Source organism: Piscinibacter sp. XHJ-5 (genome assembly GCF_029855045.1).
In the GTDB taxonomy this organism is placed as follows: Bacteria; Pseudomonadota; Gammaproteobacteria; order Burkholderiales; family Burkholderiaceae_C; genus Albitalea.
This window is the reverse complement of record NZ_CP123228.1, coordinates 423,916-448,323: the sequence shown is the minus strand read 5'-3', so window position 1 is coordinate 448,323 and position 24,408 is coordinate 423,916. Positions and strand designations below refer to the sequence as shown.

Annotated in this window: 21 protein-coding genes and 4 tRNA genes; 1 reads left to right on the top strand and 24 read right to left on the bottom strand. The window is 67.0% G+C overall.

The genetic code is table 11. The features are described from left to right. Nucleotides 1-10: 10 nt before the first annotated feature. From rpoB to P7V53_RS02115, 13 genes are all read right to left on the bottom strand, one after another. Nucleotides 11-4,135: a DNA-directed RNA polymerase subunit beta gene (rpoB, locus tag P7V53_RS02175; protein ID WP_280153836.1), complete on the bottom strand. Its 4,125-nt coding sequence runs from the start codon at nt 4,133-4,135 to the stop codon at nt 11-13. Nucleotides 4,136-4,449: 314 nt separating this feature from the next. Further along, a complete protein-coding gene (gene rplL, locus P7V53_RS02170) occupies nt 4,450-4,827 on the bottom strand; it encodes a 50S ribosomal protein L7/L12 (RefSeq protein WP_280153835.1) in 378 nt (125 codons plus the stop codon). 43 nt (nt 4,828-4,870) lie between these two features. Continuing rightward, nucleotides 4,871-5,395, bottom strand: a complete 525-nt coding sequence (rplJ, locus tag P7V53_RS02165; protein WP_280153834.1) for a 50S ribosomal protein L10 — start codon at nt 5,393-5,395, stop codon at nt 4,871-4,873. A 259-nt stretch (nt 5,396-5,654) separates the two neighbouring features. Beyond that, a complete protein-coding gene (gene rplA / locus P7V53_RS02160; RefSeq protein ID WP_280153833.1) occupies nt 5,655-6,365 on the bottom strand; it encodes a 50S ribosomal protein L1 in 711 nt (236 codons plus the stop codon). Nucleotides 6,366-6,367: 2 nt separating this feature from the next. Then, nucleotides 6,368-6,799, bottom strand: a complete 432-nt coding sequence (gene rplK, locus P7V53_RS02155; RefSeq protein WP_280153832.1) for a 50S ribosomal protein L11 — start codon at nt 6,797-6,799, stop codon at nt 6,368-6,370. A gap of 165 nt (nt 6,800-6,964) precedes the next feature. Beyond that, nucleotides 6,965-7,558 carry a transcription termination/antitermination protein NusG gene (gene nusG, locus P7V53_RS02150; protein WP_280153831.1) on the bottom strand — a complete coding sequence of 198 codons (594 nt, stop codon included), beginning with the start codon at nt 7,556-7,558 and terminating at the stop codon, nt 6,965-6,967. Between the two features lie 13 nt (nt 7,559-7,571). Continuing rightward, nucleotides 7,572-7,955 carry a preprotein translocase subunit SecE gene (gene secE / locus P7V53_RS02145; protein ID WP_280153830.1) on the bottom strand — a complete coding sequence of 128 codons (384 nt, stop codon included), beginning with the start codon at nt 7,953-7,955 and terminating at the stop codon, nt 7,572-7,574. Nucleotides 7,956-8,102: 147 nt separating this feature from the next. Further along, a tRNA-Trp gene (locus tag P7V53_RS02140) sits at nt 8,103-8,178 on the bottom strand. 29 nt (nt 8,179-8,207) lie between these two features. Further along, nucleotides 8,208-9,398 carry an elongation factor Tu gene (gene tuf / locus P7V53_RS02135; protein WP_280153829.1) on the bottom strand — a complete coding sequence of 397 codons (1,191 nt, stop codon included), beginning with the start codon at nt 9,396-9,398 and terminating at the stop codon, nt 8,208-8,210. A gap of 38 nt (nt 9,399-9,436) precedes the next feature. Beyond that, a tRNA-Thr gene (locus tag P7V53_RS02130) sits at nt 9,437-9,511 on the bottom strand. Nucleotides 9,512-9,570: 59 nt separating this feature from the next. Then, nucleotides 9,571-9,644, bottom strand: a tRNA-Gly gene (locus tag P7V53_RS02125). Nucleotides 9,645-9,761: 117 nt separating this feature from the next. Continuing rightward, a tRNA-Tyr gene (locus tag P7V53_RS02120) sits at nt 9,762-9,847 on the bottom strand. Nucleotides 9,848-9,983: 136 nt separating this feature from the next. After that, entirely contained in the window at nt 9,984-12,680 is a 2,697-nt protein-coding gene (locus P7V53_RS02115) for a TonB-dependent receptor (protein ID WP_280156414.1), read from the bottom strand. A gap of 399 nt (nt 12,681-13,079) precedes the next feature. Here P7V53_RS02115 and P7V53_RS02110 point away from each other — a divergent pair, with 399 nt between their 5' ends. Beyond that, entirely contained in the window at nt 13,080-13,820 is a 741-nt protein-coding gene (locus P7V53_RS02110; protein ID WP_280153828.1) for a GntR family transcriptional regulator, read from the top strand. 27 nt (nt 13,821-13,847) lie between these two features. On the opposite strand, the gene P7V53_RS02105 is transcribed toward P7V53_RS02110, so the two are convergent. From P7V53_RS02105 to P7V53_RS02055, 11 genes are all read right to left on the bottom strand, one after another. Then, on the bottom strand, nt 13,848-14,909 hold the full coding sequence (locus P7V53_RS02105) for a heparan-alpha-glucosaminide N-acetyltransferase domain-containing protein (RefSeq protein ID WP_280153827.1): 1,062 nt from the start codon (nt 14,907-14,909) through the stop codon (nt 13,848-13,850). Next, nucleotides 14,909-15,817: a glycoside hydrolase family 16 protein gene (locus P7V53_RS02100; protein WP_280153826.1), complete on the bottom strand. Its 909-nt coding sequence runs from the start codon at nt 15,815-15,817 to the stop codon at nt 14,909-14,911. The genes P7V53_RS02105 and P7V53_RS02100 overlap by 1 nt, the downstream gene beginning before the upstream one ends. A 3-nt stretch (nt 15,818-15,820) precedes the next feature. Then, entirely contained in the window at nt 15,821-17,104 is a 1,284-nt protein-coding gene (locus tag P7V53_RS02095) for an MFS transporter (protein ID WP_280153825.1), read from the bottom strand. Nucleotides 17,105-17,124: 20 nt separating this feature from the next. After that, nucleotides 17,125-18,606, bottom strand: coding sequence for a beta-N-acetylhexosaminidase (gene nagZ / locus P7V53_RS02090; RefSeq protein WP_280153824.1), 1,482 nt, complete (start codon nt 18,604-18,606; stop codon nt 17,125-17,127). After that, nucleotides 18,603-19,613 (bottom strand): SIS domain-containing protein, encoded by a 1,011-nt coding sequence (locus P7V53_RS02085; RefSeq protein WP_280156413.1) that lies wholly within the window; start codon nt 19,611-19,613, stop codon nt 18,603-18,605. The genes nagZ and P7V53_RS02085 overlap by 4 nt, the downstream gene beginning before the upstream one ends. 28 nt (nt 19,614-19,641) lie before the next feature. After that, nucleotides 19,642-20,763 carry an N-acetylglucosamine-6-phosphate deacetylase gene (nagA, locus tag P7V53_RS02080; protein WP_280153823.1) on the bottom strand — a complete coding sequence of 374 codons (1,122 nt, stop codon included), beginning with the start codon at nt 20,761-20,763 and terminating at the stop codon, nt 19,642-19,644. Next, nucleotides 20,760-21,500 carry a GntR family transcriptional regulator gene (locus tag P7V53_RS02075; protein WP_280153822.1) on the bottom strand — a complete coding sequence of 247 codons (741 nt, stop codon included), beginning with the start codon at nt 21,498-21,500 and terminating at the stop codon, nt 20,760-20,762. The genes nagA and P7V53_RS02075 overlap by 4 nt, the downstream gene beginning before the upstream one ends. Continuing rightward, a complete protein-coding gene (locus P7V53_RS02070; RefSeq protein WP_280153821.1) occupies nt 21,497-22,381 on the bottom strand; it encodes a BadF/BadG/BcrA/BcrD ATPase family protein in 885 nt (294 codons plus the stop codon). The genes P7V53_RS02075 and P7V53_RS02070 overlap by 4 nt, the downstream gene beginning before the upstream one ends. A gap of 245 nt (nt 22,382-22,626) precedes the next feature. Further along, on the bottom strand, nt 22,627-23,541 hold the full coding sequence (locus P7V53_RS02065) for a hypothetical protein (protein WP_280153820.1): 915 nt from the start codon (nt 23,539-23,541) through the stop codon (nt 22,627-22,629). Next, the gene (locus tag P7V53_RS02060; RefSeq protein WP_280153819.1) at nt 23,484-23,921 is read right to left on the bottom strand and encodes a hypothetical protein; all 438 of its coding nucleotides are present in this window, start codon (nt 23,919-23,921) and stop codon (nt 23,484-23,486) included. The genes P7V53_RS02065 and P7V53_RS02060 overlap by 58 nt, the downstream gene beginning before the upstream one ends. Before the next feature lie 17 nt (nt 23,922-23,938). After that, nucleotides 23,939-24,364, bottom strand: coding sequence for a biopolymer transporter ExbD (locus P7V53_RS02055; RefSeq protein WP_280153818.1), 426 nt, complete (start codon nt 24,362-24,364; stop codon nt 23,939-23,941). Nucleotides 24,365-24,408: the final 44 nt, after the last annotated feature.

Here is a 24,408-nt window from a genome sequence, read left to right as displayed (position 1 = left end):
GGGTGGGTCATCAGTTGCGTTCAAGTTCAATGTCGATGCCCAGAGATCTGATCTCCTTGACAAGAACGTTGAACGACTCAGGCATGCCCGCTTCGATGGCGTGTTCGCCCTTGACGATGTTCTCGTACACCTTGGTACGGCCATTCACGTCGTCGGACTTCACGGTCAGCATCTCCTGCAGCACGTAGGAAGCGCCGTAGGCTTCGAGCGCCCACACTTCCATCTCGCCGAAGCGCTGTCCGCCGAACTGCGCCTTGCCGCCCAGCGGCTGCTGCGTGACGAGGCTGTACGGGCCAGTGGAGCGCGCGTGCATCTTGTCGTCGACCAGATGGTGGAGCTTGAGCACGTGCATGTAGCCCACGGTGACCGGACGCTCGAATGCTTCGCCGGTGCGGCCGTCGTGCAGCACAGCCTGCGTGCGGGTGTCGGTCAGGCCCTTCGCCTTCGCGATCTCGTCCGGATACGCCAGCTTCAGCATGCCGCGGATCTCATCTTCCGACGCGCCGTCGAAGACGGGGGTCGCGAAAGGCACCCCCCGGGCGAGGTTCTCGGCCATCTCCGTGATGTCGCCGTCCGACAGGTGGTCCAGCTTCTCGGTCTTGCCGCCCGACTTGTTGTAGAGCTGGTCGAGGAACTGCCGCAGCTCGGCCACCTTGGCCTGCTGCTGCAGCATGTCGCCCAGACGCTGGCCGATGCCCTTGCCGGCCCAGCCCAGGTGCACTTCGAGCACCTGGCCCACGTTCATGCGCGAAGGCACGCCCAGCGGGTTGAGCACGATGTCGCACGGCGTGCCGTCGGCCATGTAGGGCATGTCCTCGACCGGAACGATCTTGGACACGACGCCCTTGTTGCCGTGGCGGCCGGCCATCTTGTCGCCGGGTTGCAGACGGCGCTTGACGGCCAGGTACACCTTGACCATCTTCAGCACGCCCGCCGGCAGCTCGTCGCCTTGCGTCAGCTTCTTGCGCTTCTCTTCGAATGCGAGGTCGAAGCTGTGGCGCGTCTGCTCGAGGGAGTTCTTGATGCTTTCGAGCTGATTGGCGATGTCGTCGTCCGCAGGGCGGATGTCGAACCAGTGGTACTTCTCGACCGTCGCCAGGTAGGCCTTGTCAATCGTCGTGCCCTTGGCGATGCGCTGAGGGCCGCCGTTGGCGACCTTGCCGACCAACAGCTTCTCGATGCGGTCGAAGGCGTCGGCCTCGACGATGCGCAGCTGATCGTTCAGGTCGAGGCGGTAGCGCTTCAGCTCGTCGTCGATGATCTGCTGGGCGCGCTTGTCGCGCGGGATGCCTTCACGGGTGAACACCTGGACGTCGATCACCGTGCCGCTGGTGCCCTGGTCGACGCGCAGCGAGGTGTCCTTCACGTCCGAGGCCTTCTCGCCGAAGATCGCCCGCAGCAGTTTCTCTTCCGGCGTCAGCGTGGTCTCGCCCTTGGGAGTGACCTTGCCGACCAGCGTGTCGCCCGGATTCACCTCGGCACCCACGTAGACGATGCCCGACTCGTCCAGGCGCGCCAGCTGCTGCTCCGACAGGTTCGGGATGTCGCGGGTGATTTCCTCGGCGCCCAGCTTGGTGTCGCGCGCCATCACCACCAGCTCCTCGATGTGGATCGAGGTGTAGCGGTCGTCGGCGACCACGCGTTCGGAGATCAGGATCGAGTCTTCGAAGTTGTAGCCGTTCCACGGCATGAACGCGACGAGCATGTTCTGGCCGAGCGCGAGCTCGCCCAGGTCGGTGGAGGCGCCGTCGGCAATGATGTCCTCGGCGGTGACCGTGTCGCCGCGCTTGACGATTGGACGCTGATGGATGTTGGTGTTCTGGTTGGAACGCTGGTACTTGATGAGGTTGTAGATGTCGACGCCGACCTCGCCAGCCACCGTTTCCTTGTCGTTGACGCGGATCACGATGCGGTTGGTGTCCACGTAGTCGACCACCCCGCCGCGGCGCGCCGCGACCACGGTGCCCGAGTCCTTGGCGGCCACGCGCTCGACGCCCGTGCCCACCAGCGCCTTTTCAGGGCGCAGGGTCGGCACCGCCTGGCGTTGCATGTTGGCGCCCATCAGCGCGCGGTTGGCGTCATCGTGCTCCAGGAAGGGCACGAGTGAAGCCGCCACCGACACGATCTGCGTGGGCGCCACGTCCATGTACTGGATGCGCTCCGGCGAGGTCAGCACCGATTCGCCGTTGTCGCGCGCCGACACCAGCTCGTCGATCAGCTTGCCGTCCTTGTCGAGCGTGGCGTTGGCCTGCGCGATGACGTACTTGCCTTCCTCGATCGCCGACAGGTAGTCGATCTGGTTGGTCACCTTGCCGTCGGCCACCCGGCGGTACGGCGTCTCGAGGAAGCCGTACTCGTTGAGCTGCGCGTACAGCGCGAGCGAGTTGATCAGGCCGATGTTCGGACCTTCCGGCGTCTCGATCGGGCAGACGCGGCCGTAGTGCGTCGGGTGCACGTCGCGCACCTCGAAGCCGGCGCGTTCGCGCGTCAGACCGCCCGGGCCCAGCGCCGAGACGCGGCGCTTGTGCGTGATCTCGGACAGGGGGTTGGTCTGGTCCATGAACTGGGACAGCTGCGATGCACCGAAGAACTCCTTCAGCGCCGCGGAAATCGGCTTGGAGTTGATCAGGTCGTGCGGCATCAGGGCCTCGGTCTCGGCCTGGCCGAGGCGCTCCTTGACCGCCTTCTCGATGCGGGCAAGGCCGGAGCGGTACTGGTTCTCGGCCAGCTCGCCGACGCAGCGCACGCGACGGTTGCCGAGGTGGTCGATGTCGTCCACCTCCCCGCGGCCGTTGCGCAACTCGACGAGGATCTTGACCACGTCGAGGATGTCGTCGTTGGACAGCGTCATCGGGCCGTCGGGCGAATCGCGCCCGACCCGGGCGTTGAACTTCATGCGACCCACGCGCGAAAGGTCGTAGGTGTCGGCCGAGTAGAACAGCCGATGGAACAGCGCCTCGACGGCGTCTTCCGTCGGCGGCTCCCCGGGGCGCATCATGCGGTAGATGGCCACGCGCGCAGCGAGCTGGTCGGCGGTTTCGTCGGCAGACAGCGTCTGCGAGATGTAGGCGCCCTCGTCCAGCTCGTTGGTGTAGATCGCCTGGATTTCCTTGATGCCGGCGGCACGCAGCTTCTTCAGCAGGCTGTCGGTAATCTCGTCATTGGCCTTGGCGATGATCTCGCCGGTCTCGGGATCGACGATGTTGCGGGCGAGCACTCGGCCGACGAGGAAGTCTTCCGGCACGCTGATGAATTGCGTCTCGCTCTGCTCGAGCTGGCGGGTGTGCCGCGCCGTGATGCGCTTGTCCTTCTCGACGATGACATTGCCGCTCTTGTCGGTGATGTCGAAGCGCGCGATCTCGCCGCGCAGGCGGTCGGCGACGAACTCCATCTGGGCACCGGAGTCCATCAGGCGGAAGTTGTCGAACACGAAGAAGTGCGCCAGGATCGCCTCGGGATTGAGGCCGATCGCCTTCAGCAGGATCGTCACCGGCATCTTGCGGCGGCGGTCGACGCGGAAGTACAGGATGTCCTTCGGGTCGAACTCGAAGTCCAGCCACGAGCCGCGGTAGGGAATGATGCGCGCGCTGAACAGCAGCTTGCCCGAACTGTGGGTCTTGCCCTTGTCGTGCTCGAAGAACACGCCGGGCGAGCGGTGCAGCTGGCTGACGATGACACGTTCGGTGCCGTTGACGATGAACGAGCCGTAGTCGGTCATGAGCGGCACTTCGCCCATGTAGACCTCTTGCTCCTTGATCTCCTTGACCGTCTTGGCCTGCGGCGACTCGCGGTCGTAGATGATCATCTGCAGCTTTGCGCGCACGGCAGCGGCGTAGGTGAGGCCGCGCTGCTGGCACTCCCGCGTGTCGAACGCGGGCTTGGCCATGTTGTATTCGATGAACTTCATCTCCACGAACCCGTTGTGCGACACGATCGGGAAGGCGGACAGGAAAGCGGCTTGCAAGCCTTCAGGCTTGCGCTTTTGCGGTGGTACGTCCTTCTGCAGGAAGGCGACGTACGACTCCCGCTGCATGGTCAGCAGGTACGGGACGTTGAGGACACTCTCACGCTTGCCGAAGCTCTTGCGGATCCGCTTGCGCTCGGTGTAGCTGTAGGGGGTTGTATGCTGCGCCATAGGTGATTTCTCACTCCGTCTCAGGAAGCGTCACCGGGCCGAGGCGGCGCTTCCGTCGGCGACTGTCTTTCGGGCCTTGCGCCCGAAGCTTGGTGGTTGGCCACTACCAACCGCTGGCGGACAACCCCGGCATTGCACCGAAGCCCGACCAAACCCGTTTCTCTGCAGTCGGATCAGAGAACACTTGGGGAAACCCTCGATTGTCGCCGAAGGCGTCCCCAGCTGCTCTCGGGGTGGTCAAAAACCATGCCACCCTGAAGCGCGAAAGGCTGGGAGCCCCTTTTCGGCCCCCAGCCCTGTCCGGACGAGTCGAATTACTTCAACTCGGCCTTGGCGCCGGCTTCCACCAGCTTCTTGACTGCGGCTTCGGCGTCAGCCTTGGCGATGGCTTCCTTCACGTTCTTCGGGGCGCCGTCGACCAGGTCCTTCGCTTCCTTCAGGCCCAGGCCCGTCAGTTCGCGGACGGCCTTGATGACCGACACCTTGTTCGCGCCGGCTTCCAGCAGCACGACGTTGAACTCGGTCTTCTCTTCGGCGGCCGGGGCGGCAGCGCCGCCGCCACCAGCGGCCGGAGCAGCCATTGCGGCGGCGGACACGCCGAACTTCTCTTCGATCGCCTTGACCAGGTCGTTGAGTTCCATCACCGACATGCTGTCCAGCGCGGTCAGGAATGCGTCTTTGTCGAATGCCATTTTGGGTTCCTAGATATCAGGTAAGAGGTTGCGTTCGGATCGTTCAAGCGGCGGCGGCTTCGGCAGCGGGCGCTTCCGCGCCGCCACCCTTCTTCTCGGCGACAGCCGCCAGCACGCGCGCGGTGCGCGAGATCGGCGACTTGAGAAGACCGGCCAGCTGGGCCAGCAGCACTTCCTTGCTCGGAATCGAGGCCAGGGCCTTCACGCCTTCCGCATTCAGTGCTTTGCCGGCGTATGCGCCTGCCTTGACGATCAGCTTGTCGTTGCCCTTGGCAAAGTCGGCAAGGACTTTGGCCGCGGCGACAGCGTCTTCGGAAAAGCCGTAGATCAGCGGGCCGACCATGGCATCCGCGGCCACTTCGAACGGCGTGCCGGCAACGGCGCGACGGGCGAGCGTGTTCTTCAGCACGTGAAGGTACACACCCTTGTCGCGCGCATCGCGGCGCAGCTTGTTCAAGTGTTCCACGGTGAGGCCACGGTACTCGGCCAGCGCCAACGTCTGCGAACGCGCGACTTGCGCGGCCACATCCGTCACCACGGCGGCTTTCTCGTTGCGATTGAGACTCAAGGTCTGCTCCTCACATCACGTGCGGCCTTATCGTTTCCGACAGTAACCGCACACCTTCGTTGCAGCGACCTTCTGAAACCAGGAACCTAATCCTTCTTTCAGCGGGACCGCCATCTGCGCTGGCATCGGGCTTTCGCCGTCAATTAGGAGGCCCGAGGGCCTCACCAGCGGTCTTGGATGACCTGCATCGGCCGGTCGCCGATGCAGCCCACCAAACTCATGAGGACCGACGCCAGACTCGCATCGATCCCCGATTTCCTTACTGCGGCGCGGCCGCGGCGTTGATCGACGCCACGTCGACCCGCGCGCCGACACCCATGGTCGACGACACCGCCACCTTGCGCAGGTAGATGCCCTTGCTGGACGCCGGCTTGGCCTTGTTCAACGCCTCGATCAGCGCGCGCAGGTTGCCTGCCAGCTTGTCGGCCTCGAACGAGCGGCGACCGATCGTGGCATGCACGATGCCGGCCTTGTCGACGCGGAACTGGACCTGGCCGGCCTTCGCGTTCTTCACCGCGGTGGCGACGTCGGGCGTGACCGTGCCGACCTTGGGGTTCGGCATCAGGCCGCGCGGGCCGAGGATCTGGCCCAGCGTGCCGACGACCCGCATGGTGTCGGGCGAGGCGATGACGACGTCGAAGTCGAGGTTGCCTGCCTTCACCTGCGCCGCGAGGTCGTCCATGCCGACCACGTCGGCGCCGGCGGCCTTCGCTTCCTCGGCCTTGGCGCCCTGGGCGAACACCGCCACACGCTTCGTCTTGCCGGTCCCGTTGGGCATCACGACCGCGCCGCGCACGACCTGGTCGGACTTCTTCGCGTCGATGCCGAGCTGCACCGCCACGTCGATCGACTCATCGAACTTTGCAGTGGCGCATTCCTTGACGATCGCCAGCGCGTTGTCGAGCGGGTACAGCTTGGTGCTGTCGACCTTGCCGACGAGCGCCTTTTGACGTTTGGTCAACTTGGCCATGATCAGACACCCTCCACCGTGACGCCCATCGAGCGGGCCGTGCCAGCGATCGTGCGCACGCCGGCTTCGAGGTCGGCGCCCGTCAGATCCTTCTGCTTCATCTTGGCGATCTCCTCGGCCTGCGCCCGGGTGAGCTTGCCTACCTTCTGCGCGTTCGGCTTCGGCGAGCCCTTATCCAGCTTGAGCGCCTTCTTGATGAGCACCGACGCGGGCGGGCTTTTCAGCTGGAAGGTGAACGACTTGTCCGCAAAGGCGGTGATGACCACCGGCAACACCAGACCGGGCTCCATGCCCTGGGTCTGGGCGTTGAACGCCTTGCAGAATTCCATGATGTTCAGTCCGCGCTGACCCAGCGCGGGACCGATCGGGGGTGACGGGTTTGCCTTGCCCGCCGGGACTTGCAGCTTGATGAAGCCGACAATTTTCTTGGCCATGTCACTCTCTCGATGAGGCGCCTTGCTTCAGGCTCGGCGCCTTGAGTTCAAACGCCAAGGACTGGTTACCTTGGCTCCTCGTACCGGTGTCTCGTCCCCGGCAGCCACGGTTGCGATGCGGACGCCTACCGGCGTCCGAGCCCGCAACGGCTCGTTGTTTCGTCGCTAGACCTTCTCGACCTGCCCGAAATCCAGCTCGACCGGCGTGGCGCGGCCGAAAATCGTGACCGACACGCGCACCTTGGACTTGTCGTAGTTGACATCCTCGATCGCACCGTTGAAGTCGGTGAACGGACCTTCCTTGACACGCACCAGCTCTCCAACCGACCACTCCACCTTCGGCCGTGGCTTTTCGATGCCTTCCTGCATCTGGTTGACGATCTTCATGACCTCGGATTCCGAGATCGGCGCCGGACGGTTCTTCGCGCCGCCGACGAAACCGGTGACCTTGCTCGTGTGCTTGACCAGATGCCAAGTGTCGTCGTCCATCTCCATCTCGACGAGCACATAGCCCGGGAAGAAGCGCCGCTCGGTGACGGCCTTCTTGCCGTTCTTGAGCTCCACGACCTCTTCCATCGGCACCAGGATCCGGCCGAACTTGTCCTGCATGCCGGAGCGATCGATGCGCTCGCGCAAATTGCGCTCGACGGCCTTCTCCATGCCGGAATAGGCGTGCACGACATACCACCGCTTGTTGGACGGGGCCGCCGCCGGCTGCTCGTCCGGCGCAGGAGTCGCGTTTTCGATTTGGTCAGTCATGTTCTCTCGATCCTCAACGCCGCCAGCCCAGGATCAGGTCGTATAGCGCCCACTCAAGCGTCTTGTCGGTGAGCCACAGGAACAGCGCCATCACGAACACGAACGCAAACACATAGCCGGTCATCTGCATGGCCTCTTTGCGGGTGGGCCACACGACCTTCTTCACTTCCTTGATCGAATCCTGGCCGTAGGCGATCAGCTGCTTGCCCGACTCGGAGGTGAAGAAAATACCCACCCCCGCAGCCAGGAGACCGAGAAGGGCGACCACGCGCACCCACTGGTCCTGCTTGCCGAGCGCGTAGAACGCCACCACGGCGCCGATGACCAGCAGGCCAGCGACGGCGAGCTTGGCCTTGTCAGCGCCGGTGGAGACGGTTTCGACAGGAGGATTCGACATTGGTTTCAGTTCATTCCAGGGCTGCCGGGAGGGGACAGGCGGTTCGCGAACCGGGTCCGTCTTACAGCAGCAAAGCCCGGAGGCACTTTCGTGCGCTCACGGGCTGCTTTCGGGCCGCTTCTGCGTTGGCGATCTAGCGCCTTCGCGTGGCAGGGGCAGAGGGCATCGAACCCCCAACCTCCGGTTTTGGAGACCGGCGCTCTGCCAATTGAGCTATACCCCTGCGGCTTTCAAACAGTTGCGGCGATGTCCTTACTCGATGATCTTGGCCACGACGCCCGATCCCACGGTGCGGCCGCCTTCGCGGATGGCGAAGCGCAGGCCCTCTTCCATCGCGATCGGGGCGATCAGCTTGACGGTGATGCTGACGTTGTCGCCGGGCATGACCATCTCCTTGTCCTTGGGCAGCTCCACCGCGCCGGTCACGTCCGTGGTGCGGAAGTAGAACTGCGGGCGGTAGTTGTTGAAGAACGGCGTGTGACGCCCGCCTTCTTCCTTGCTCAGCACATAGATCTCGGCCGTGAAGTGCGTGTGCGGCTTGATCGTGCCCGGCTTGCACAGCACCTGGCCGCGCTCGACTTCCTCGCGCTTGGTGCCGCGCAGCAGGATGCCGACGTTGTCGCCCGCCTGACCCTGGTCCAGCAGCTTGCGGAACATCTCCACCCCGGTGCAGGTGGTCTTCTGCGTCGCACGGATGCCGACGATCTCGATTTCCTCGCCCACCTTGATCACGCCGCGCTCGACACGCCCGGTGACCACCGTGCCGCGTCCCGAGATCGAGAACACGTCTTCGACCGGCATCAGGAATGCGCCGTCGATGGCGCGCTCGGGCGTCGGGATGTAGCTGTCCAGCGCCTCGGCCAGCCGCATGATCGCCTGCTCGCCCAGCTCGCCCTTGTCGCCTTCCATCGCCAGCTTGGCGCTGCCCTTGACGATGGGCGTGTCATCGCCCGGGAAGTCGTACTTGCTCAGCAGCTCGCGCACTTCCATCTCCACCAGCTCGAGCAGCTCGGCGTCATCGACCATGTCGCACTTGTTCAGGAACACGATGATGTACTTCACCCCCACCTGGCGCGCCAGCAGGATGTGCTCGCGCGTCTGCGGCATCGGGCCGTCGGCGGCCGAGCACACCAGGATGGCGCCATCCATCTGCGCCGCGCCCGTGATCATGTTCTTGACGTAGTCGGCGTGCCCCGGGCAGTCCACGTGCGCGTAGTGCCGGTTGGCCGTCTCGTACTCGACGTGGGCGGTGTTGATCGTGATGCCGCGCGCCTTCTCTTCCGGCGCCGCGTCGATCTGGTCGTAGGCCTTGGCTTCGCCGCCGAACTTGCTCGCCAGCACGCTCGTGATGGCCGCCGTCAGCGTCGTCTTGCCGTGGTCGACGTGCCCGATCGTGCCCACGTTCACGTGCGGCTTGGTCCGTTCAAATTTGCCTTTTGCCATTTCTTGCTCCTAGCAACCCACCGTCGGGAAATGAATCTTGGTGCCCATGGCGCGGATCGAACGCGCGACCTCTCCCTTACCAAGGGAGTGCTCTACCACTGAGCCACATGGGCATCGACACGGGCCTGCGCACTTCGGTTCAGTCGGTGCACAGGCCCGTGGCGACGTCTGCTGGAGCGGGTGAAGGGAATCGAACCCTCGTCTTAAGCTTGGAAGGCTTCAGCTCTACCATTGAGCTACACCCGCCCGGGCCGGGATGACCCCGTCTTCACTCGTAACGCCTTGCTCGTAACGTTCTACTCGTGAGAACGGACATGCGCCAGCAACCTCGCATGTCCGCTTCCCTCAGAAATCCGTTCGCCTTGGTGGAGGAGGCTGGATTCGAACCAGCGTAGGCGTAAGCCAACAGATTTACAGTCTGCCCCCTTTAGCCACTCGGGCACCCCTCCGCGGCGAACCTCAGAGTATAGCAGCTTGGAGCGGCCGTTCGCCACGAGACCCATCCGCCGACGTGCCGCCCGGGCCGGCCCTCAAGCAAAAACGGAGCAGCCCAGGCTGCTCCGTTTTGCCGGTGAGGTGGGCGGCTCAGAACTTGACGCGGGCCGTCAGGTAGTACTGCCGGCCGTTCTGGTAGATGGAACGCGGCTGGTCCTCGTTGAGGGCGAAGTACTTCAGCTTCGGGTTGTTCAGGTTGTGAGCATCGAAGGTCACGCTGAAGTTGTCGGTGATCTTGTAGCCCAATGACGCCGAGACGGAGTCGATGTCGTCTTGCGAGAACGCCGTATTGCGATCCAGGCCGCTGTAGAACTTGGAGCGGAAGTTGTAGGCGATGCGGGCGTTGAAGCGGTCGTCCTCGTAGTAGGCCGACAGGTTGTAGGTGTGCTTCGAAGTGCCCACCAGCGGGCCGCCACCCGATTCCTCGCCGTCGGCGTAGGTGTAGTTCGCGCCGACCCCGAAATTGCCCAACACCGGCGTTTCGGCGGCCAACTCGATCCCCTTGACCTTCCCCTTGCTGTTCACCGGCACGGTGAGCACGTACGGGATCGACACGCCTTGCGGGTTCTGCTGACTGAAGGTCATGAAGTTCCTCGTCACCTGGCCGAAGCCGATGTAGCTGGTCAGGTTCATGTAGAACACCCCCGCCGACACCAGCGCCCGCGGCGCGAAGTACCACTCCACGTTCGCATCGAAGTTGGTCGAGCGCACGGGCTTCAGGTCGGGATTGCCACCCGTTCCAGTGCCTTCGGCCACGCCGACCGGGGGCGGCGTGAGCGAGATGGGCGCGGCCAGCGCGGAGTAGTCGGGCCGCGTCATCGTCTTCGATACCGCGAAGCGCGCCACCAGGTCCTTGCGCAGCTCGAGCTTCAGGTTGGCGCTGGGCAGCACGTCGTTGTAGGTGTGCTCCGTCGTGACGGGCAGGAAGGGGCCGAACGCCGACGTCGTGATCGCGCCCGGTGTCGTCGCGTCCACCGCCACGTTGTTGGTCACGCGCTCCCGTGTCTTGACGAGCCGCAGGCCGACGTTGCCGCTCCAGCCCTTGCCTTCCAGGTTGCCCTGCACGTAGGCCGCGCTGTTCTTCTCGTCCAGGGCGTACTCGGAGTTCCAGTTGCGGCGGCTCACCGGGTCACGGTTGGTGAAGTTCGCGTTGAAGGCGGCCAGCTGCTCGGGCGTGTAGTACCAGACATTGCGCGGGAACGCACCACCGAGGCCGCTGCCGAAGTTGCCGGGATAGTTCAGGAAGCCTTGCGGCCAGTTGGCTGGATCGAAGGCCGCCGCCAGGGGCCCCTGCCCGATGACGTTCTCGGACTTGCGGGTGTGGTCCTGCATGCGGGCACCGAACTTCAGCAAGGTGAGCGGTCCGGCGTCGAGCGCGTAGTCGGCATCGATCTGCGCCCAGGAATCCTTGTCCTTCACCTTGATGTTCTGGTCGCCGAAGATCCAGCCCAGCGGCATGCCGGCCGGGCTGGCCGGATTGCCGGCCGGCAGCGACCAGTTCGCTGCGCTGTTGATGCCGTTCAGCACATACGACGCCCCGGTATCCGGCACGTTCCATTCGGCGACGTCCTGCGTCGGCGTATTGCCGTTGCCCTTGGACGTGCCGATCTTCGTGGAGACCGTCAGCGCGTCGCTGACGCGCAGCTTGCCGTCGAAGTTGATGAAGTTGGAATCGGAGCTTTCGTCCGGCCGCGAGATCTGGTCGTACACACCGTAGTTCCGGCCGCCGCCGGCATTGGCGAACGAAGCGGAGACCAGCGTTTCGTTGCGCACCACATAGCCGGGGTCGGGCGCCTGGTTGGCGCCGCCGATGAACGAGCCCGGCCACAGCATGAAGTTGCGGTTGTAGTTGCCGGCCTCCATCTTGGAGCTGAACAGGCTCAGGTCCAGGGTCAGCCTGTCCGTCGGCTTGATCTGGATGTCCAGCAGCCCGCCCTCGCGCTTGCGTTCCTGCTCGAATAATGCCGAGCCGATGAGCGTCGGGTACCAGACGTTGGCCAGGTCGGGATGCGGACCCGTCACCGTGCCCGGAGCCCCTCCGGTGCCGACCACGATGGGGCTGTCGGGAGCGATGCGGTTGTAGCCGAGGATTTCCTGACCATCACGGCGCAGGTGACGCTTCTCCGAGAACACCTGCAGCATCACGCCCGCGGTGTTCGCCTCGTTCTTCCAGGCCCCCAACGCGTTCAGCTGCGGATCGGTCTTCTTCGGCAGCGTGGCGTGCACGACGCCCAGCGAGGCCTCCAGCGTCAGCGACTTGCGAAAGTCGAGCGGCTTGCGCGTGATGATGTCAACGTAGCCCGCGACCCCGCCTTCGGGCAGGTAGGCCTGCGAGCTCTTGTGCACCTCGACCCGACTCACCAGCTCGGACGGCAGCAGCGAGTAGCTGACACTGCGACCGACCAGCCCGGTCTGGTTCAGCACGAACCAGTCTCCCGACGAAACGACGTGGCCGTTGATCAGTGTCTGCGTGAGGCTCGGATTCGTTCCGCGCATGCTGACGCGGTCGTTCTCGTCGAAGCCGCCTTCGTTGGCGCTGGCCGAGCTGATCGTCACGCCGGGCACGCGCGCCAGCGAGTCGGCGACGTTCTTGTCCGGCATCTTGCCGATGTCTTCCGCGCTGATGACGTCGATGTGCGAATCGGCGTTACGCTTGACGTTCAGCGATTGTTCCAGCGCCCCCCGGATGCCCGTGATGGTCACGGCTTCCAGCTGGGTCGGACCCTTGGAGGTCGGCGCGGATGCGGCTGCGGCTGGTGCAGGCGCTTGCTGTGCCAAGCCAGGCATTGCGGCGCCGACCAGAACGAGAGCGACTGCCGACGCGATGGGTGTCCGTTGTATCTTCATTTGTCTGCCTCTGTGAATGGGCCCCCGTTGCTCCGGCCCGTTTACTCCGCGGGATCTCGCAGCCGACCGAGGGACGGCGGCGAGAATCCCCCCAAGAAACCAAGAACCACTTGTCAAGACTTGCGTACCAGCGTTGCGTACCAATACGCTACCACTACATGCCACTATGCTACCAATCACCTCGGATTGCAAGGCGGTTTTTGCAGACTCACGACAGGGCGGGCAGGCCACTTGGCGCCCTGGATCGGACAGCGCACGGGACGGCGCCGACCGAAGTGGTGCGCAATCCTGTATTGAACTGGTATGGTTTCTACCGATAGCAAGCGCAGGAGCGGCGCGGTGACCCTGTCCCAACTCCTCAAGCCCCTGGATCCCAACCAAAGCCTGCCGCTGTACCAGCAGCTGCAGCGGGCGATTCGCGAAGCGATCGAGCAGCACCTGCTCGGCCCCGACGACGCCCTGCCGTCCGAGCGCCAACTGGCGGAGGACTTTGCCGTCTCGCGCATCACGGTGCGCCGTGCCATCGAAGGCCTGGCCCAGGAGGGCTGGCTGGTCAGCCGCCAGGGCTCGGGCAACTTCGTCTGCAGCCGTGTCGAGAAGAACTTCGCGAAGCTGACCTCGTTCTCCGAGGACATGCGAGCGCGCGGACGCACGCCGCACAGCGTCTGGCTCAAGCGCTCGCAAGGCACGGTCACGCCGGAAGAAGCGCTGAAGCTCGGCCTCAGCCCGGGCACGCTGGTGTATCGATTCAACCGCCTGCGCTTCGCCGACCAGGCGCCGATGGCCGTGGAGTGCGCGACCTTCGTCGCCGCCTGCCTGCCGCCGCTCGAGGAGATCGGCGAATCGCTGTACGCCGCGCTGGAGCAGATGGGCAACCGGCCGGTGCGCGCGCTGCAGCGCCTGCGCGCGCTCCTGCTCAACAGCGAGCAGGCCAAGCTGCTCGAAGCCAAGACCGGCGATGCGGGGCTGCTCGTCGAGCGGCTCGGCTATCTGCGCGACGGCCGCGCCATCGAGCTGTCGCAGTCGTACTACCGCGGCGACATGTACGACTTCATCGCCGAACTCAACGCCGGCAACTGAAGCATCGCAGCTGCAAAGAGGTCCATCTCAGATCTTGATGTGGATCCGCCGCTGGTCGAGCAGCGCGACGATGGCCCACCAGACACCGACGAAGGCGAGCGCGTAGGCAAGCGACGGCAGCTGCGGCCCGGCCAGCGGCGTCATCCAGGCGAAGCCGTGCGCGTAGATCGGCCCCTGCCACCCCCAAGCCGCCAGCAGGCAGGCCATCAGCCACGAGCCGGCATAGGCGGCGATCGCGTTGACGCCGAAGCGGCGGCCGATCGCCGGCGCGCCGCGGCGGTCGATGGCCACGTGCGCGACCGCGAGGGCGGCCAGCGCCCAACCGCCGGTCCACAGCACGAACGAGGAGGTCCACAGCTGCTTGTTGAGCGGCACCACCAGCGACGCGAGCACCCCCGCCGCCAGCGCGGCGACCGCCGCTCCAACGATGGCGCGCAGCCGGCCGCGCCGCAGCCAATCCCCCGCGCGCACGCCGAGCAGGGTGGTCGCGATGGCCGGGAGCGTGCTCAGCAGCCCCTCGGGCTCGTGGCCGCGGCCGGTCACCGCATCGAACTCGTAGGCGAATCGCCCGAGCAGTGCGCCGTCGATGCGGCTCGCCAGATTGCCTTCCTTGGTGAGCGGACCGCCCCACGCCATGGCGAGCGTGTAGCCGACCAGGAGCGCCAGGAACATCGCCCACTGCGTGCGCGGCTTCGTGTGAATGACGAGCATGCCGCCCGCCGCGAAGCACAAGCCGATGCGTTGCAGCACGCCCATCGGACGGAAGGCGCGGGTGTCCAGCAGCCAGTGCGCAACCGCGTGCAGCAAGAGGCCCAGCAACACGATTCGCAGGGCCCGCACCAGCACCGAGCGGCGCAGCGCCACCGCGTCGGCGCCGGCCTCCACGCGAGGGCCCAGTGACAGCGACAGCGAGACGCCGACGAGGAACAGGAAGAAGGGAAACACGAGGTCCGTCGGCGTGCAGCCATGCCAGACCGCGTGCTGCAGCGGGGCGAACAGATGGCCCCAGTCGCCGGGATCGTTGACCAGCAGCATCGCCGCCACGGTGAGGCCACGCAACGCGTCGACCGAGGCCAACCGGTCGCGCATCAGAAGTCGCAGTCGGACGCCAGCGGCGGACTCAGTGGCGGCACCCGATCGAGGTGGGCCGTGCCCCGCTCGCGCAGATGCTTCACCGCCGCGTCGACCTCGGCCGGCGACAGCAGCCGGTTGCGCGCATGGAAGACCCAATCGACGTCCTGCTGGTACACGCGCACGGCGCGGCTGCCGGCGATCAAGCCGCCGGGCGAGAACCAGAGGTTGAAGTTGATCGACATCGGCACGACCGGGTAGTTGCGCCCGCCGTGCTCGTCGAGCTGCACGCCGTCGAGGTAGAAGCGCGTCTTGCCCCCGCCGGCCTGCATCATCAGCACGTGCCAGCCATCCAGCGGCCGGAACAACTCGTGCGCCTGGTTGTAGGCCTTCCATGGCTTGAGACCGACGGTCTGCCAGCTGACCCCGTACAAGCGCGTGCGCGGGTCGCCCCATCCGCCGTTCGGCAGGTATTCCCAGTCGAGCTCGCTGTATTCGGGATCGAAGTCGAAGCGCAGCGGACTGACGGCATAGAAGGTCTGCACGACCACGTCGCCGTCGGGCCCTTGGGACGGGGCCTCGGAAAAGCGCACGCGAGCCGCATACGTGCCCTCGAAATACTTGCGCGCGTGGCACACCTGCGCCTGGGACGTGCCTTGCGGCGAGCCGTCGGTGCGCGCCGCCAGGCGCAGCAGGCGGTTGCCGGGGCGCTCGGGATCGTCGACCAGCGACACCGTGCCCGGACCCCAGGCGCCGCCCTCGATGCCGGGATGGCCCGCCTTCTCGCGCACCGACCAGCCGTCGCGCGCGAGCGCGGGCATGTCGGCGGCGCTGAAGTCGTCGAAGAAGACTTCGTCCGGCACGGCGGGCGCCGCGGCGCAGCCGGCGATGAGGCCGGCGGCGAGCAGCGATGAAAGGCGCAGCATGCGTCAGGCTTCGGCCGGCTGCGCCGCCGGCTGCGCGGCCGTCTGCGGCACGTGCATGAACCACGCCATCAGCAGCACGGGCAACGCCGACACCAGCACCCACAGGAAGAACGACCGGTAGCCGAGCGCGGTCTGGATGTCGCCGCTGATCCACTTGAACAGCAGGAAGCCGATCTGCATGACCCCCGTGCCGAGCGCGTAGTGCGCCGTCGTGTACCTGCCCTGCGCCACCACCTGCATGATGTAGAGGATCACGCCGACGAAGCCGAAGCCGTAGCCGAACATCTCGACGCTGAGCGCCGCGCCGATGAGCGTGAGCTCGCTCGGCAGCGTCGTGGCGAGGAAGTAGAAGACCAGGTTCGGCAGGTTCATCCCGAGGATCAGGAAGGGCAGCGCGCGCTTGAGCCCCAGCCATGCGGTGAAGTAGCCCCCGAGAATGCTGCCGACGATGAACGCCACGGTGCCGGCCGTGCCGTAGACGATGCCCACCTGATCGGTGGTGAGCCCCAGGCCGCCGGCCGATCGCGGGTCGCGCAGGAACAGCGGGCCGATCGTCTGGATCTGGCCCTCGCCGGCACGAAACAGGATGATGAAGACGATCGCCATCCAGATGCCCGGCTTGGTGAAGAAGTCCACCAGCACTTCGCGCAGCAGCAGCGCGGTGCCACGCAGCGAGCGGTCTTCGCGCGCGGCGTTGGCGCTGTTCGGCAGCGCCCACAGGTGATAGCTGGCGAAGACGACCATCAGCAGGCTCAGGCCGGCGAAGATCGTCGTCCACGACTGGGCCGCCGGCATGCGCTTCTCGAGGCTGCCGGCCAGCACCAGCACGCCGCCCGCTGCCATCAGGCGCCCGGCATTGAAGAAGGCACCCTGCCAGCCGGCATACATCGCCTGTTGTCGGGTGGTGAGGCTCGCGATGTACAAGCCGTCGGCCGCGATGTCGTGCGTGGCCGACGCGAAGGCCAGGAAGCTCAGCACCGCGACGCCGACGGCGAACCAGGCGGGCAGCTGCAGCGACAGCGCCACCAGTCCCATCGCGGCCGCGCCGACGTACTGGAACACCACCACGACGGTCTTCTTGTTGGGCGCGAGCTCGAGGAAGGGGCTCCACAGCGGCTTGAACACCCAGGCGAGGCCCAGCAGCGCGGTGTAGTGGCCGATGGTGGCGTTGTCGACGCCCATGCTCTTGTACATCTGCCCGACGATCATCGCGATCGTGAAGAACGGCAGGCCTTCGATGAAGTAGAGCGTGGGCACCCAGGTGATGGGAGAACGGCCAGGGGTCATGGTGTTCCTTCGAACGGATCTCAGGGCTGCAGCCGCACCGGCGAGCGCCCGGGCGCCACGGCGCGGCCCTCGAGCCAGGCCCGCAAGGCGTCGAGCGCGCCGGTGGCGTAGCCCCAGGTGATCACCGACGGCGCGTCGATGTCGAGGGACTGGAACGGATTCCACAGCACCAGGTGCAGGTCGGGTCGCCACTGCCTGCTGGCCGCATAACGACCCCGGTGGTTGGAGGCGAGCACGCTGAGGCGCCCATCGCGCGGAATGCGTGCCCAGTCGAGCTCCTGCAGGTCGCCCAGTTGCACCAGCTCGACATCGTCGAAGCCGGCAAACAGCCGCGCGACGTCCTCGGCGCCCGGGCCCGCCTCGGAGACGCCATCGCACGGCACGCTGCGCTGGGTGAACACCCGCAGCGGCTCGTCGCGGCGCGGCGGAACCGGCGCGCCCACGGCCGTCAGGCCGGCGGCCCAGGCGGCACGCATCAGACGATCGTCGCTGTCGCGCTGCGCGCTTGCATAGTCGCCCGCCTGCGCCGGAAAGCGCGCCGCGAGACCGTCGAGTCGATCACGCGCGCGCAGCAGCTGGGTGAGCGCCAGCGCACCGCTGGCCTGCGCCTCGGCAATGGCCTGCAACGCGGCGGCCTGGTCCGCCTGGGCCCCGAGCGCCATCGCCATGTCGGCGCCGGCCTGCAGCGTGAGCACGGCGGCACGATGGTGACCGTAGCGTGCATGGATGGCCTTCATGACCAGCGAATCGGTGATGACCACGCCGTCGTAGCCCCAGCGCTCGCGCAAGAGCTCGCCGAGGATGCGGCGCGACAGCGTCGCGGGGTGGTCGGGGTCGAGCTGGGGGTAGACGATGTGCGCGGTCATCATCGCCGGCGCCGCGTCCTTCAGCGCTTCGAACGGCAGGAACTCGAGCGCGCGCAGCGCCTCCAGCGGCTTGTCGACCACCGGGAGGTCGTGGTGCGAGTCGACGTGGGTGTCGCCGTGCCCCGGGAAGTGCTTGACGCAGCAGGCCACCCCTTCGCGCAGCGCGCCGCGCATCCAGGCGCCGGCCAGCCGCACGACCTGCTGCGGATCTTCGGAGAAGCTGCGCTCGGCGATGACCGGATTGGCCGGGTTGTTGTTGACGTCGAGCACCGGCGCGAAATTCCAGTTGATGCCCAGACTGCGCAAGCCGCGCGACACGGCGGCGCCGACGTCCTCGGCCAGCGTTTCGTCGCCCGCGGCGCCGAGCGCCATTGCGGCCGGCGGTTGCGGCAGGAACGTGGCGCGCACCACCGAGCCGCCTTCCTGGTCGAGCCCGATCAGCGCATGCTCGCCCATCGCGTCGCGCAGGTCGGCGGTGAGCCGGCGCACTTCGGCCTCGGTGCCGAGGTTGCCGCGGAACAGGCACACGGCCCGGATGTGGTGGTCGCGCAGGAAGGCCGCCTGCGCCTTGTCGAGCGAGGTGCCGCGGATGTCGACCATCACGAGCTCGCCGGGGAAGAAGGGCCGCCCGCTCATTGGGTCCTCGTCACCTTGTGAAGATGGCGCGGCCGGTCCGGGTCGAAGCCGCGCAAGCGCGCCAGTGCCTCGACCATGGGATAGAAGCTCTGGATCAGGGAGATCGAGTCGAGCTCCACCGACGCGGTCTCGACGATGGGCAGCGTGCAGCCCGGCGTGCCGGCGGGCGCGGCCAGCAGCACGCGCGCGCCGCGCAGCCGCATCTCGTCGGCCAGCGACAGCAGGCCCGCCTGCGCGGGTCCGCGCGGCGCGAACACGAGCAGCGGATAGCCCTCATCGATCAGGGCCATCGGCCCGTGCTGCACTTCGGCGCCGGAGAACGCCTCGGCCTGGATCGCGCAGGTCTCCTTGAACTTCAGCGCCGCTTCCAGCGCCACCGGCAGCCCGGTGCCCCGGCCGATCACGAACAACCGGTCGGTGGACTGCAAGGCCTCGATCGCCGCGCCCCAGTCGGTGTGCGCAGCGCGCGACAGCACGCCGGGCAGCGCCGACAGCGCCGCCTGCAGCACCAGGTCGTCCTGCCAGGCGGCCACCAGACGGGCGCCGGCGACGAGCTGCGCGATGAAGCTTTTCGTCGCGGCCACGCTGGTCTCCTCGCCGGCATGCAGCGGGAACACCCACTGTGCGGCGCGCGCGAGCGGCGAGTCGGGATCGTTGACGAAGGCGGCCGTGGTGGCACCGCCTTCGCTGAAGAAGCGCGTCGGCGCGACCAGGTCGGGACTCTGGCCCGATTGCGAGAACGCGAACGAGGTCAGGCCATCGCAGACGATCTGCGACTGGTACAGCGTGATCAGCGACATCGGCAGCGACGTCACCAGCCGGCCGAGGCGCGCCATGATCAGGTAGGCCATGAAATGCGCCGCATGGTCGGAGCTGCCGCGCGCGATCGTCAGCAGCGACGTCGGCGCCTTCAGCCGCAGCAGCGCGCCGAAGTTGCTGTATGCGAGGTCGTCCTGCGCGAGCTGGCGCGACACGGCGGCCGCGGCGTCCCTCGCTTCGACGAGCATGCGCGAGGGCCGCGCGCGCGCGGGGCGGTCATCGCTGGCGGTCAATGGGATTCCCTTCCACATAAACGTCCGTCAGTTTCAGGTCGCGGTCGAGCACGACGGCATCGGCCCAGGCGCCGGTCGCCAGGCGGCCGCGGTCGGGGGCGCCGATGTAGTCGGCCGCGAAGGTGGAGACGCGGCGCGAGGCGTCGGCCAGGTCGAGCCCGAGCTTGTCGACCAGGTTGCGCAGCGCCTGGTCCATCGTCAGCGTGGAGCCGGCCAGCGTGCCGTCCGCCAGTCGCACGCCACCCAGGCACTTGGTGACGCGGTGGCGGCCGAGCCGGTACTGGCCGTCGGGCATGCCGGCCGCGGCCGTCGAGTCGGTGACGCAGTACAGGCACGGAATGGAGCGCAGCGCGACGCGAATCGCGCCCGGATGCGCATGCAGCAGGTCGGGAATGATCTCGGAGTAGGTCGCGTGCGCGAGGGCCGCGCCCACCATGCCGGGCTCACGGTGGTGCAGCGCCGTCATCGCGTTGAACAGGTGCGTGAAGCCGCCCGCACCGCGCGCCAGCGCCTCGACGCCGTCCTCGTAGGTGCCCAGCGTGTGGCCGATCTGCACCTTGTAGCCGGCGGCGATCAGCGCCTGCATCGCTTCCATGTTGCCCGGCACTTCGGGCGCCACCGTGATCAGGCGGATCGGCGCCATGTCGTTCAGGCGCTTCAGCTCGGCGGCGTCGAAGGGCCGCGCGTAGTTGGGCTGCGCGCCCAGCTTGCCGGCATTGATGTACGGGCCCTCGAGGTGCACGCCGAGCACGCGCGCGGTGTTGGGCGAGCCGCCGGCGCACACCGCCTTCAAGCCGGCGAAGGCAGTCTCCAGGTCGGCGACCGGGGCGGTCATCGTCGTCGCCAGCAGCGAGGTGGTGCCGTGCGCGACATGCAGCTCGGCCACCCGCGTCGCGGCATCGCCGCCTTCCATGATGTCGCGGCCGCCTCCGCCGTGCACATGCAGGTCGATGAAGCCGGGCAGCACCTTCGGCTTGTCGGACCCGCGCACCGCATCGGCGCCGATCGGCGAGCCTTCGATGCGCGCGACGCGGCCGTCGGCGAATTCGATCGTCCCCGCGATGAAGCCGTGGGGGGTGAGGATGTGTCCGGCGAGGCGCGTCATCCTTCGCGCCTCATTTCGGCGACGAAGTCGTAGTAGTCGCTGCGGCAGTACGAGTGCGTGAGCTCGACGGCCTGGCCGGATTCGAGGTAGCCGATGCGGGTGATGAACAGCACCGCCTGCCCGACCGGCACGCCGAGCTGCTCCGCCAGCCGCGGCTGCGCATTCAGCGCGCGAATGTGCTGCAGCGCGCGCACCGGAGCCTGGCGAATGCTCGTGAGGTACTCGTACAGGGAGCCGTCGACCGCCTCGGGATGCGGCAACACGCTTTGCGGCAGCACGCTGACCTCGTAGGCCATGACCACCTCGTCGGCGAGGCGCAGCCGCTCCAGCCGCGCGACGCGCGCGCCGGGCGACAGGCCGAGGCTGAGCTGCTCGTCGGGCACGGCGGCGGTGATGACACGCTCGAGCCACTTCGACGACGGCGTGTAGCCGCGCTGGTGCAGCTCCTCGGAGAAGCTGGTGAGCCGCGACAGCGGCTGCTCGATGCGCGGCGCGATGTAGTTGCCCGAGCCGCGCCGCCGCACGATCAGACCCTGCTCGACGAGCTGGTCGATCGCCTTGCGCGCGGTGACGCGCGACACGTCGAGCGACTCCGACAACAGGCGCTCGGACGGGAGCGCTTCGTCGGCCTGGTACCGGCCCTCGCGGATCGCCTGCCCGAGCTTGCGTGCGAGCTGCACGTACAGCGGAGAGCTGTCGCGCGCATCCGGCTTGAATTCGAAGGTGGCTCTTTTCATTCGAAGTTCGGTTCCGTCTCGACGGCACGTCGGATGAGGGTGAGCGCGCCGGCGGCCGGACCGTCCGCCGCATCGACGAGGCGGCTGCGCACCGCGGGCGACAAGCGCTGCGCGAGGCGGCGGCCGATGCTGCCGCACACCGACAGCGGCAGGCCGCCCTGCGGATCCAGCGCGAGCGCGATCGCGTCGAGCGAGGCCGCCGCATGGGCCAGCAGCTGTGCGGCTGCCGGATCGGCGGGCTCGTTGTCGAACACGGCCGGCGCGAGCTGGGCGTACGCGAACTGGCCGGCATGGTCGCACCAGGCCTGCAAGGTGTCGCGATCGGCGCCGCAGTGGGCCCAGATGTGGCGCACCAGCGCCCCCGCGTTGATGCGACCGTCCGTCGCGCACTGCGCGAGCCGGACGGCGCGCAAGCCGAGCCAGGCGCCGCTGCCTTCGTCACTCACCGGGAAGCCCCAGCCGCCCACGGAGAAGCGCGAGCCGTCGGGTCGCAGCACCTCGCCGATGCTGCCGGTGCCTGCCGCGACGATCGCGCCCGGCTTGCCGCCGTGCGCGCCGAGCAGCATGGTGAACGAGTCGGTCTCCGCGATGAGGCGCGCGAAGCCCACGTTGCGCGCGACGAACTCGTCGCGCCACGGCCGGTTGCTCACACCCGACAGGCCCGCGCCGAGCGCGCAACGGTTCCATCCCGGCACCGGCAAGCCGGCGTCATCGAATGCATGGCGGATCGCGAGCTGCACCTGCGTCCACGCAGGCGCGATGCCCTGACCGAGCGCCGAAGGCCCGGCATGACCTTGGCCCAGCACCGCACCATCGCGTCGTGCCACCAGCGCACGCGTGGCCGTGCCGCCCCCATCCACTCCGACCAGAAACTCGACCATGGATCGCCTTTCGGCGCGTGTGTGTGTGTTGATGCGGGCTTGGCCCGCGAGATAAAACCAGTTTAGTACCAGTAATACCAATGTGTCAATTGGTATTACTGTCTTTTGATGTGATCGCGTGCCGCGTCAGGCGATCACTTGCGGATGTTGCCCACTGGCGAGGCCCGGGATCCGCTTGGCGGCGCCGGCATGCGGAACGCCTGTGGTCAATACCAGTTAGAGGCCAAATCTAACACAGCGGCATGTCACTTCCGTCTGGCGTACAGCGCCCACAGGCGCGCCAGGTCGGCGGTGCCGTCGTTGCCGGCCACGCTCTTGAGCGTGGCCTGCACCTTGCCGTTGTCGCCGGCCATGATCTGCGCGATCGCGTAGTGCAGCTTGGCGTCCTCGGCGCGCTTGAGGTTGCCCTTGGCCAGCCCCTGCTGCATCAGCTGCAGCCCCTTCTGCTTGTCGCCCTGGAACACCAGGTTCATCCCCGCGTTGACCAGCGCCGTGCCGTCCTTGGCCTCCTGCGCCTCGGCGATGCTCGTGGCCTGGTTCTTCTTGTCCTCGTCCAGCCGCTTGGCCACCAGCTCGCGCAGCCGCTTGTGCCGCTCGGCTTCCGCGCCCTGCCCCAGAACGTTGGTGGCAAAGCCCTTGTCCAGCACCTGCTTGGCCTCGGCCGGGAACCCCGCCTGCACCGCCAGCTGCGCCATCTCCATGTAGTCGCTGGCCTTGTGGACCCACGGCCCCTCGCTCGCGGCAGGCCGCGAGCGATCCCCCGAGCGGATGGGCGCGGCTTCGGGCGGCCGTGCGCTCGCGCCCAAGGTCTCCGTCGCCAGCGCCAGCCGGTACGTGTCCAGCGCCAGCCGGTCGCTGAAGTTGGGCTTGCGCTGCAGCCGCCCCAGCAGATCGACCCAGTAGTCCTTCTTCGGGTAGTACGTCACCAGCCGCTCCAGCGCCCACACGTAGCCGCTGGTGTCGTTGAGCTTGAGCGTGGCGTTGACCAGCAGCTTGAGCCGGTCCTCGCCCGGCGGGTTGCCCGCCTTCTCCGCGTGCTGGATCTCGGTGGTCAGCTCCTTGGCCGCCCCGGCGAAGTCGCCCGCCAGGTACTGGCTCTGGATCAGCAGCGTGCGGATCGCCGGACTGGTGCCGCCTTCCTTGAAGTAGCGCTGGCCCACTGCATCGCCTTGGCGTAGTTCTGCGCCCGGTAGTAGCCCCCCGCCAGGCTCTCGATCATGCGCAGCCGCTCGGCCGCGCTGACCTGCCCGCTGATGGCCTCGAACGACTTGGCCGCCGTCTCCACGTCGCCCGCGCCGCTGGCCGCGGCAATGCGCATGCGCTCGATCAGCGAGTTCTCCGCCGCCGTCTTGCCGCCCACCGCATCGGCCTCGCGCACCTTGGCCAGCGCCTCCTTGTACTTCTGCGCGCGGATCAGCTCCTGCGCGGCCTGCAGCGGCTTGCCGACCTCCGGGCGCACCGCGCCTTGCGCCTGCGCGCCCAGCGCCGCCGCGCTCAGCAGCGCCGCGCCCAGCACCTTCATCACCACAACGTGTCGCATCTGGTATGTGTCCGCTTCTACTTCACGAACTGCTCGTTGCCCACCATCCCGAGCTTGGTCACGCCCAGGCGCTGCGCGCTGGCCAGCACCGTGGCCACCGACTTGTACTCCACCAGCTTGTTCGGCCGGATGTGCACCTCCGGCTGATCCGCAACAGCGGCCGCCTGCGCCAGCTTGGCTTCCAGTGCCGCGCGGTCGGCCAGCGCTTCGCCGTTCCACAGCACCGTGCCGTCGAAGTCGATGTCGATGGTCACCACCACCGGCTCGGCCGTCGGCGGCGGCGGATTGCCCGCGGGCATGTTCAGGTTCACCGAGTGCAGCTGGATCGGGATCGTGATGATCAGCATGATCAGCAGCACCAGCATCACGTCGATCAGCGGCGTCGTGTTGATGTCCACCATCACGTCGGGCTCGCCCCCGCCGGTGTTCAGTGTCATGGCCATGGTTTTTCTCTCTCGTCGGTCTTGCTGGAGCCCCCTCGTGGAGG

Excerpts from the sequence above, each read along its gene's own strand:
- rplL (WP_280153835.1), bottom strand. The coding sequence starts at position 4,827 with ATGGCATTCGACAAAGACGCATTCCTGACCGCGCTGGACAGCATGTCG.
- P7V53_RS02105 (WP_280153827.1), bottom strand. The coding sequence starts at position 14,909 with ATGCGCGACCGGTTGGCCTCGGTCGACGCGTTGCGTGGCCTCACCGTG.
- P7V53_RS02070 (WP_280153821.1), bottom strand. The coding sequence starts at position 22,381 with ATGGTCGAGTTTCTGGTCGGAGTGGATGGGGGCGGCACGGCCACGCGT.
- secE (WP_280153830.1), bottom strand. The coding sequence starts at position 7,955 with ATGTCGAATCCTCCTGTCGAAACCGTCTCCACCGGCGCTGACAAGGCC.
- P7V53_RS02095 (WP_280153825.1), bottom strand. The coding sequence starts at position 17,104 with ATGACCCCTGGCCGTTCTCCCATCACCTGGGTGCCCACGCTCTACTTC.
- P7V53_RS02075 (WP_280153822.1), bottom strand. The coding sequence starts at position 21,500 with ATGAAAAGAGCCACCTTCGAATTCAAGCCGGATGCGCGCGACAGCTCT.
- P7V53_RS02085 (WP_280156413.1), bottom strand. The coding sequence starts at position 19,613 with ATGCTCGTCGAAGCGAGGGACGCCGCGGCCGCCGTGTCGCGCCAGCTC.
- nagZ (WP_280153824.1), bottom strand. The coding sequence starts at position 18,606 with ATGAGCGGGCGGCCCTTCTTCCCCGGCGAGCTCGTGATGGTCGACATC.
- tuf (WP_280153829.1), bottom strand. The coding sequence starts at position 9,398 with ATGGCAAAAGGCAAATTTGAACGGACCAAGCCGCACGTGAACGTGGGC.
- P7V53_RS02115 (WP_280156414.1), bottom strand. The coding sequence starts at position 12,680 with ATGCCTGGCTTGGCACAGCAAGCGCCTGCACCAGCCGCAGCCGCATCC.
- rplK (WP_280153832.1), bottom strand. The coding sequence starts at position 6,799 with ATGGCCAAGAAAATTGTCGGCTTCATCAAGCTGCAAGTCCCGGCGGGC.
- P7V53_RS02100 (WP_280153826.1), bottom strand. The coding sequence starts at position 15,817 with ATGCTGCGCCTTTCATCGCTGCTCGCCGCCGGCCTCATCGCCGGCTGC.
- rpoB (WP_280153836.1), bottom strand. The coding sequence starts at position 4,135 with ATGGCGCAGCATACAACCCCCTACAGCTACACCGAGCGCAAGCGGATC.
- P7V53_RS02055 (WP_280153818.1), bottom strand. The coding sequence starts at position 24,364 with ATGGCCATGACACTGAACACCGGCGGGGGCGAGCCCGACGTGATGGTG.
- nusG (WP_280153831.1), bottom strand. The coding sequence starts at position 7,558 with ATGACTGACCAAATCGAAAACGCGACTCCTGCGCCGGACGAGCAGCCG.
- rplA (WP_280153833.1), bottom strand. The coding sequence starts at position 6,365 with ATGGCCAAGTTGACCAAACGTCAAAAGGCGCTCGTCGGCAAGGTCGAC.
- P7V53_RS02060 (WP_280153819.1), bottom strand. The coding sequence starts at position 23,921 with ATGCGACACGTTGTGGTGATGAAGGTGCTGGGCGCGGCGCTGCTGAGC.
- nagA (WP_280153823.1), bottom strand. The coding sequence starts at position 20,763 with ATGACGCGCCTCGCCGGACACATCCTCACCCCCCACGGCTTCATCGCG.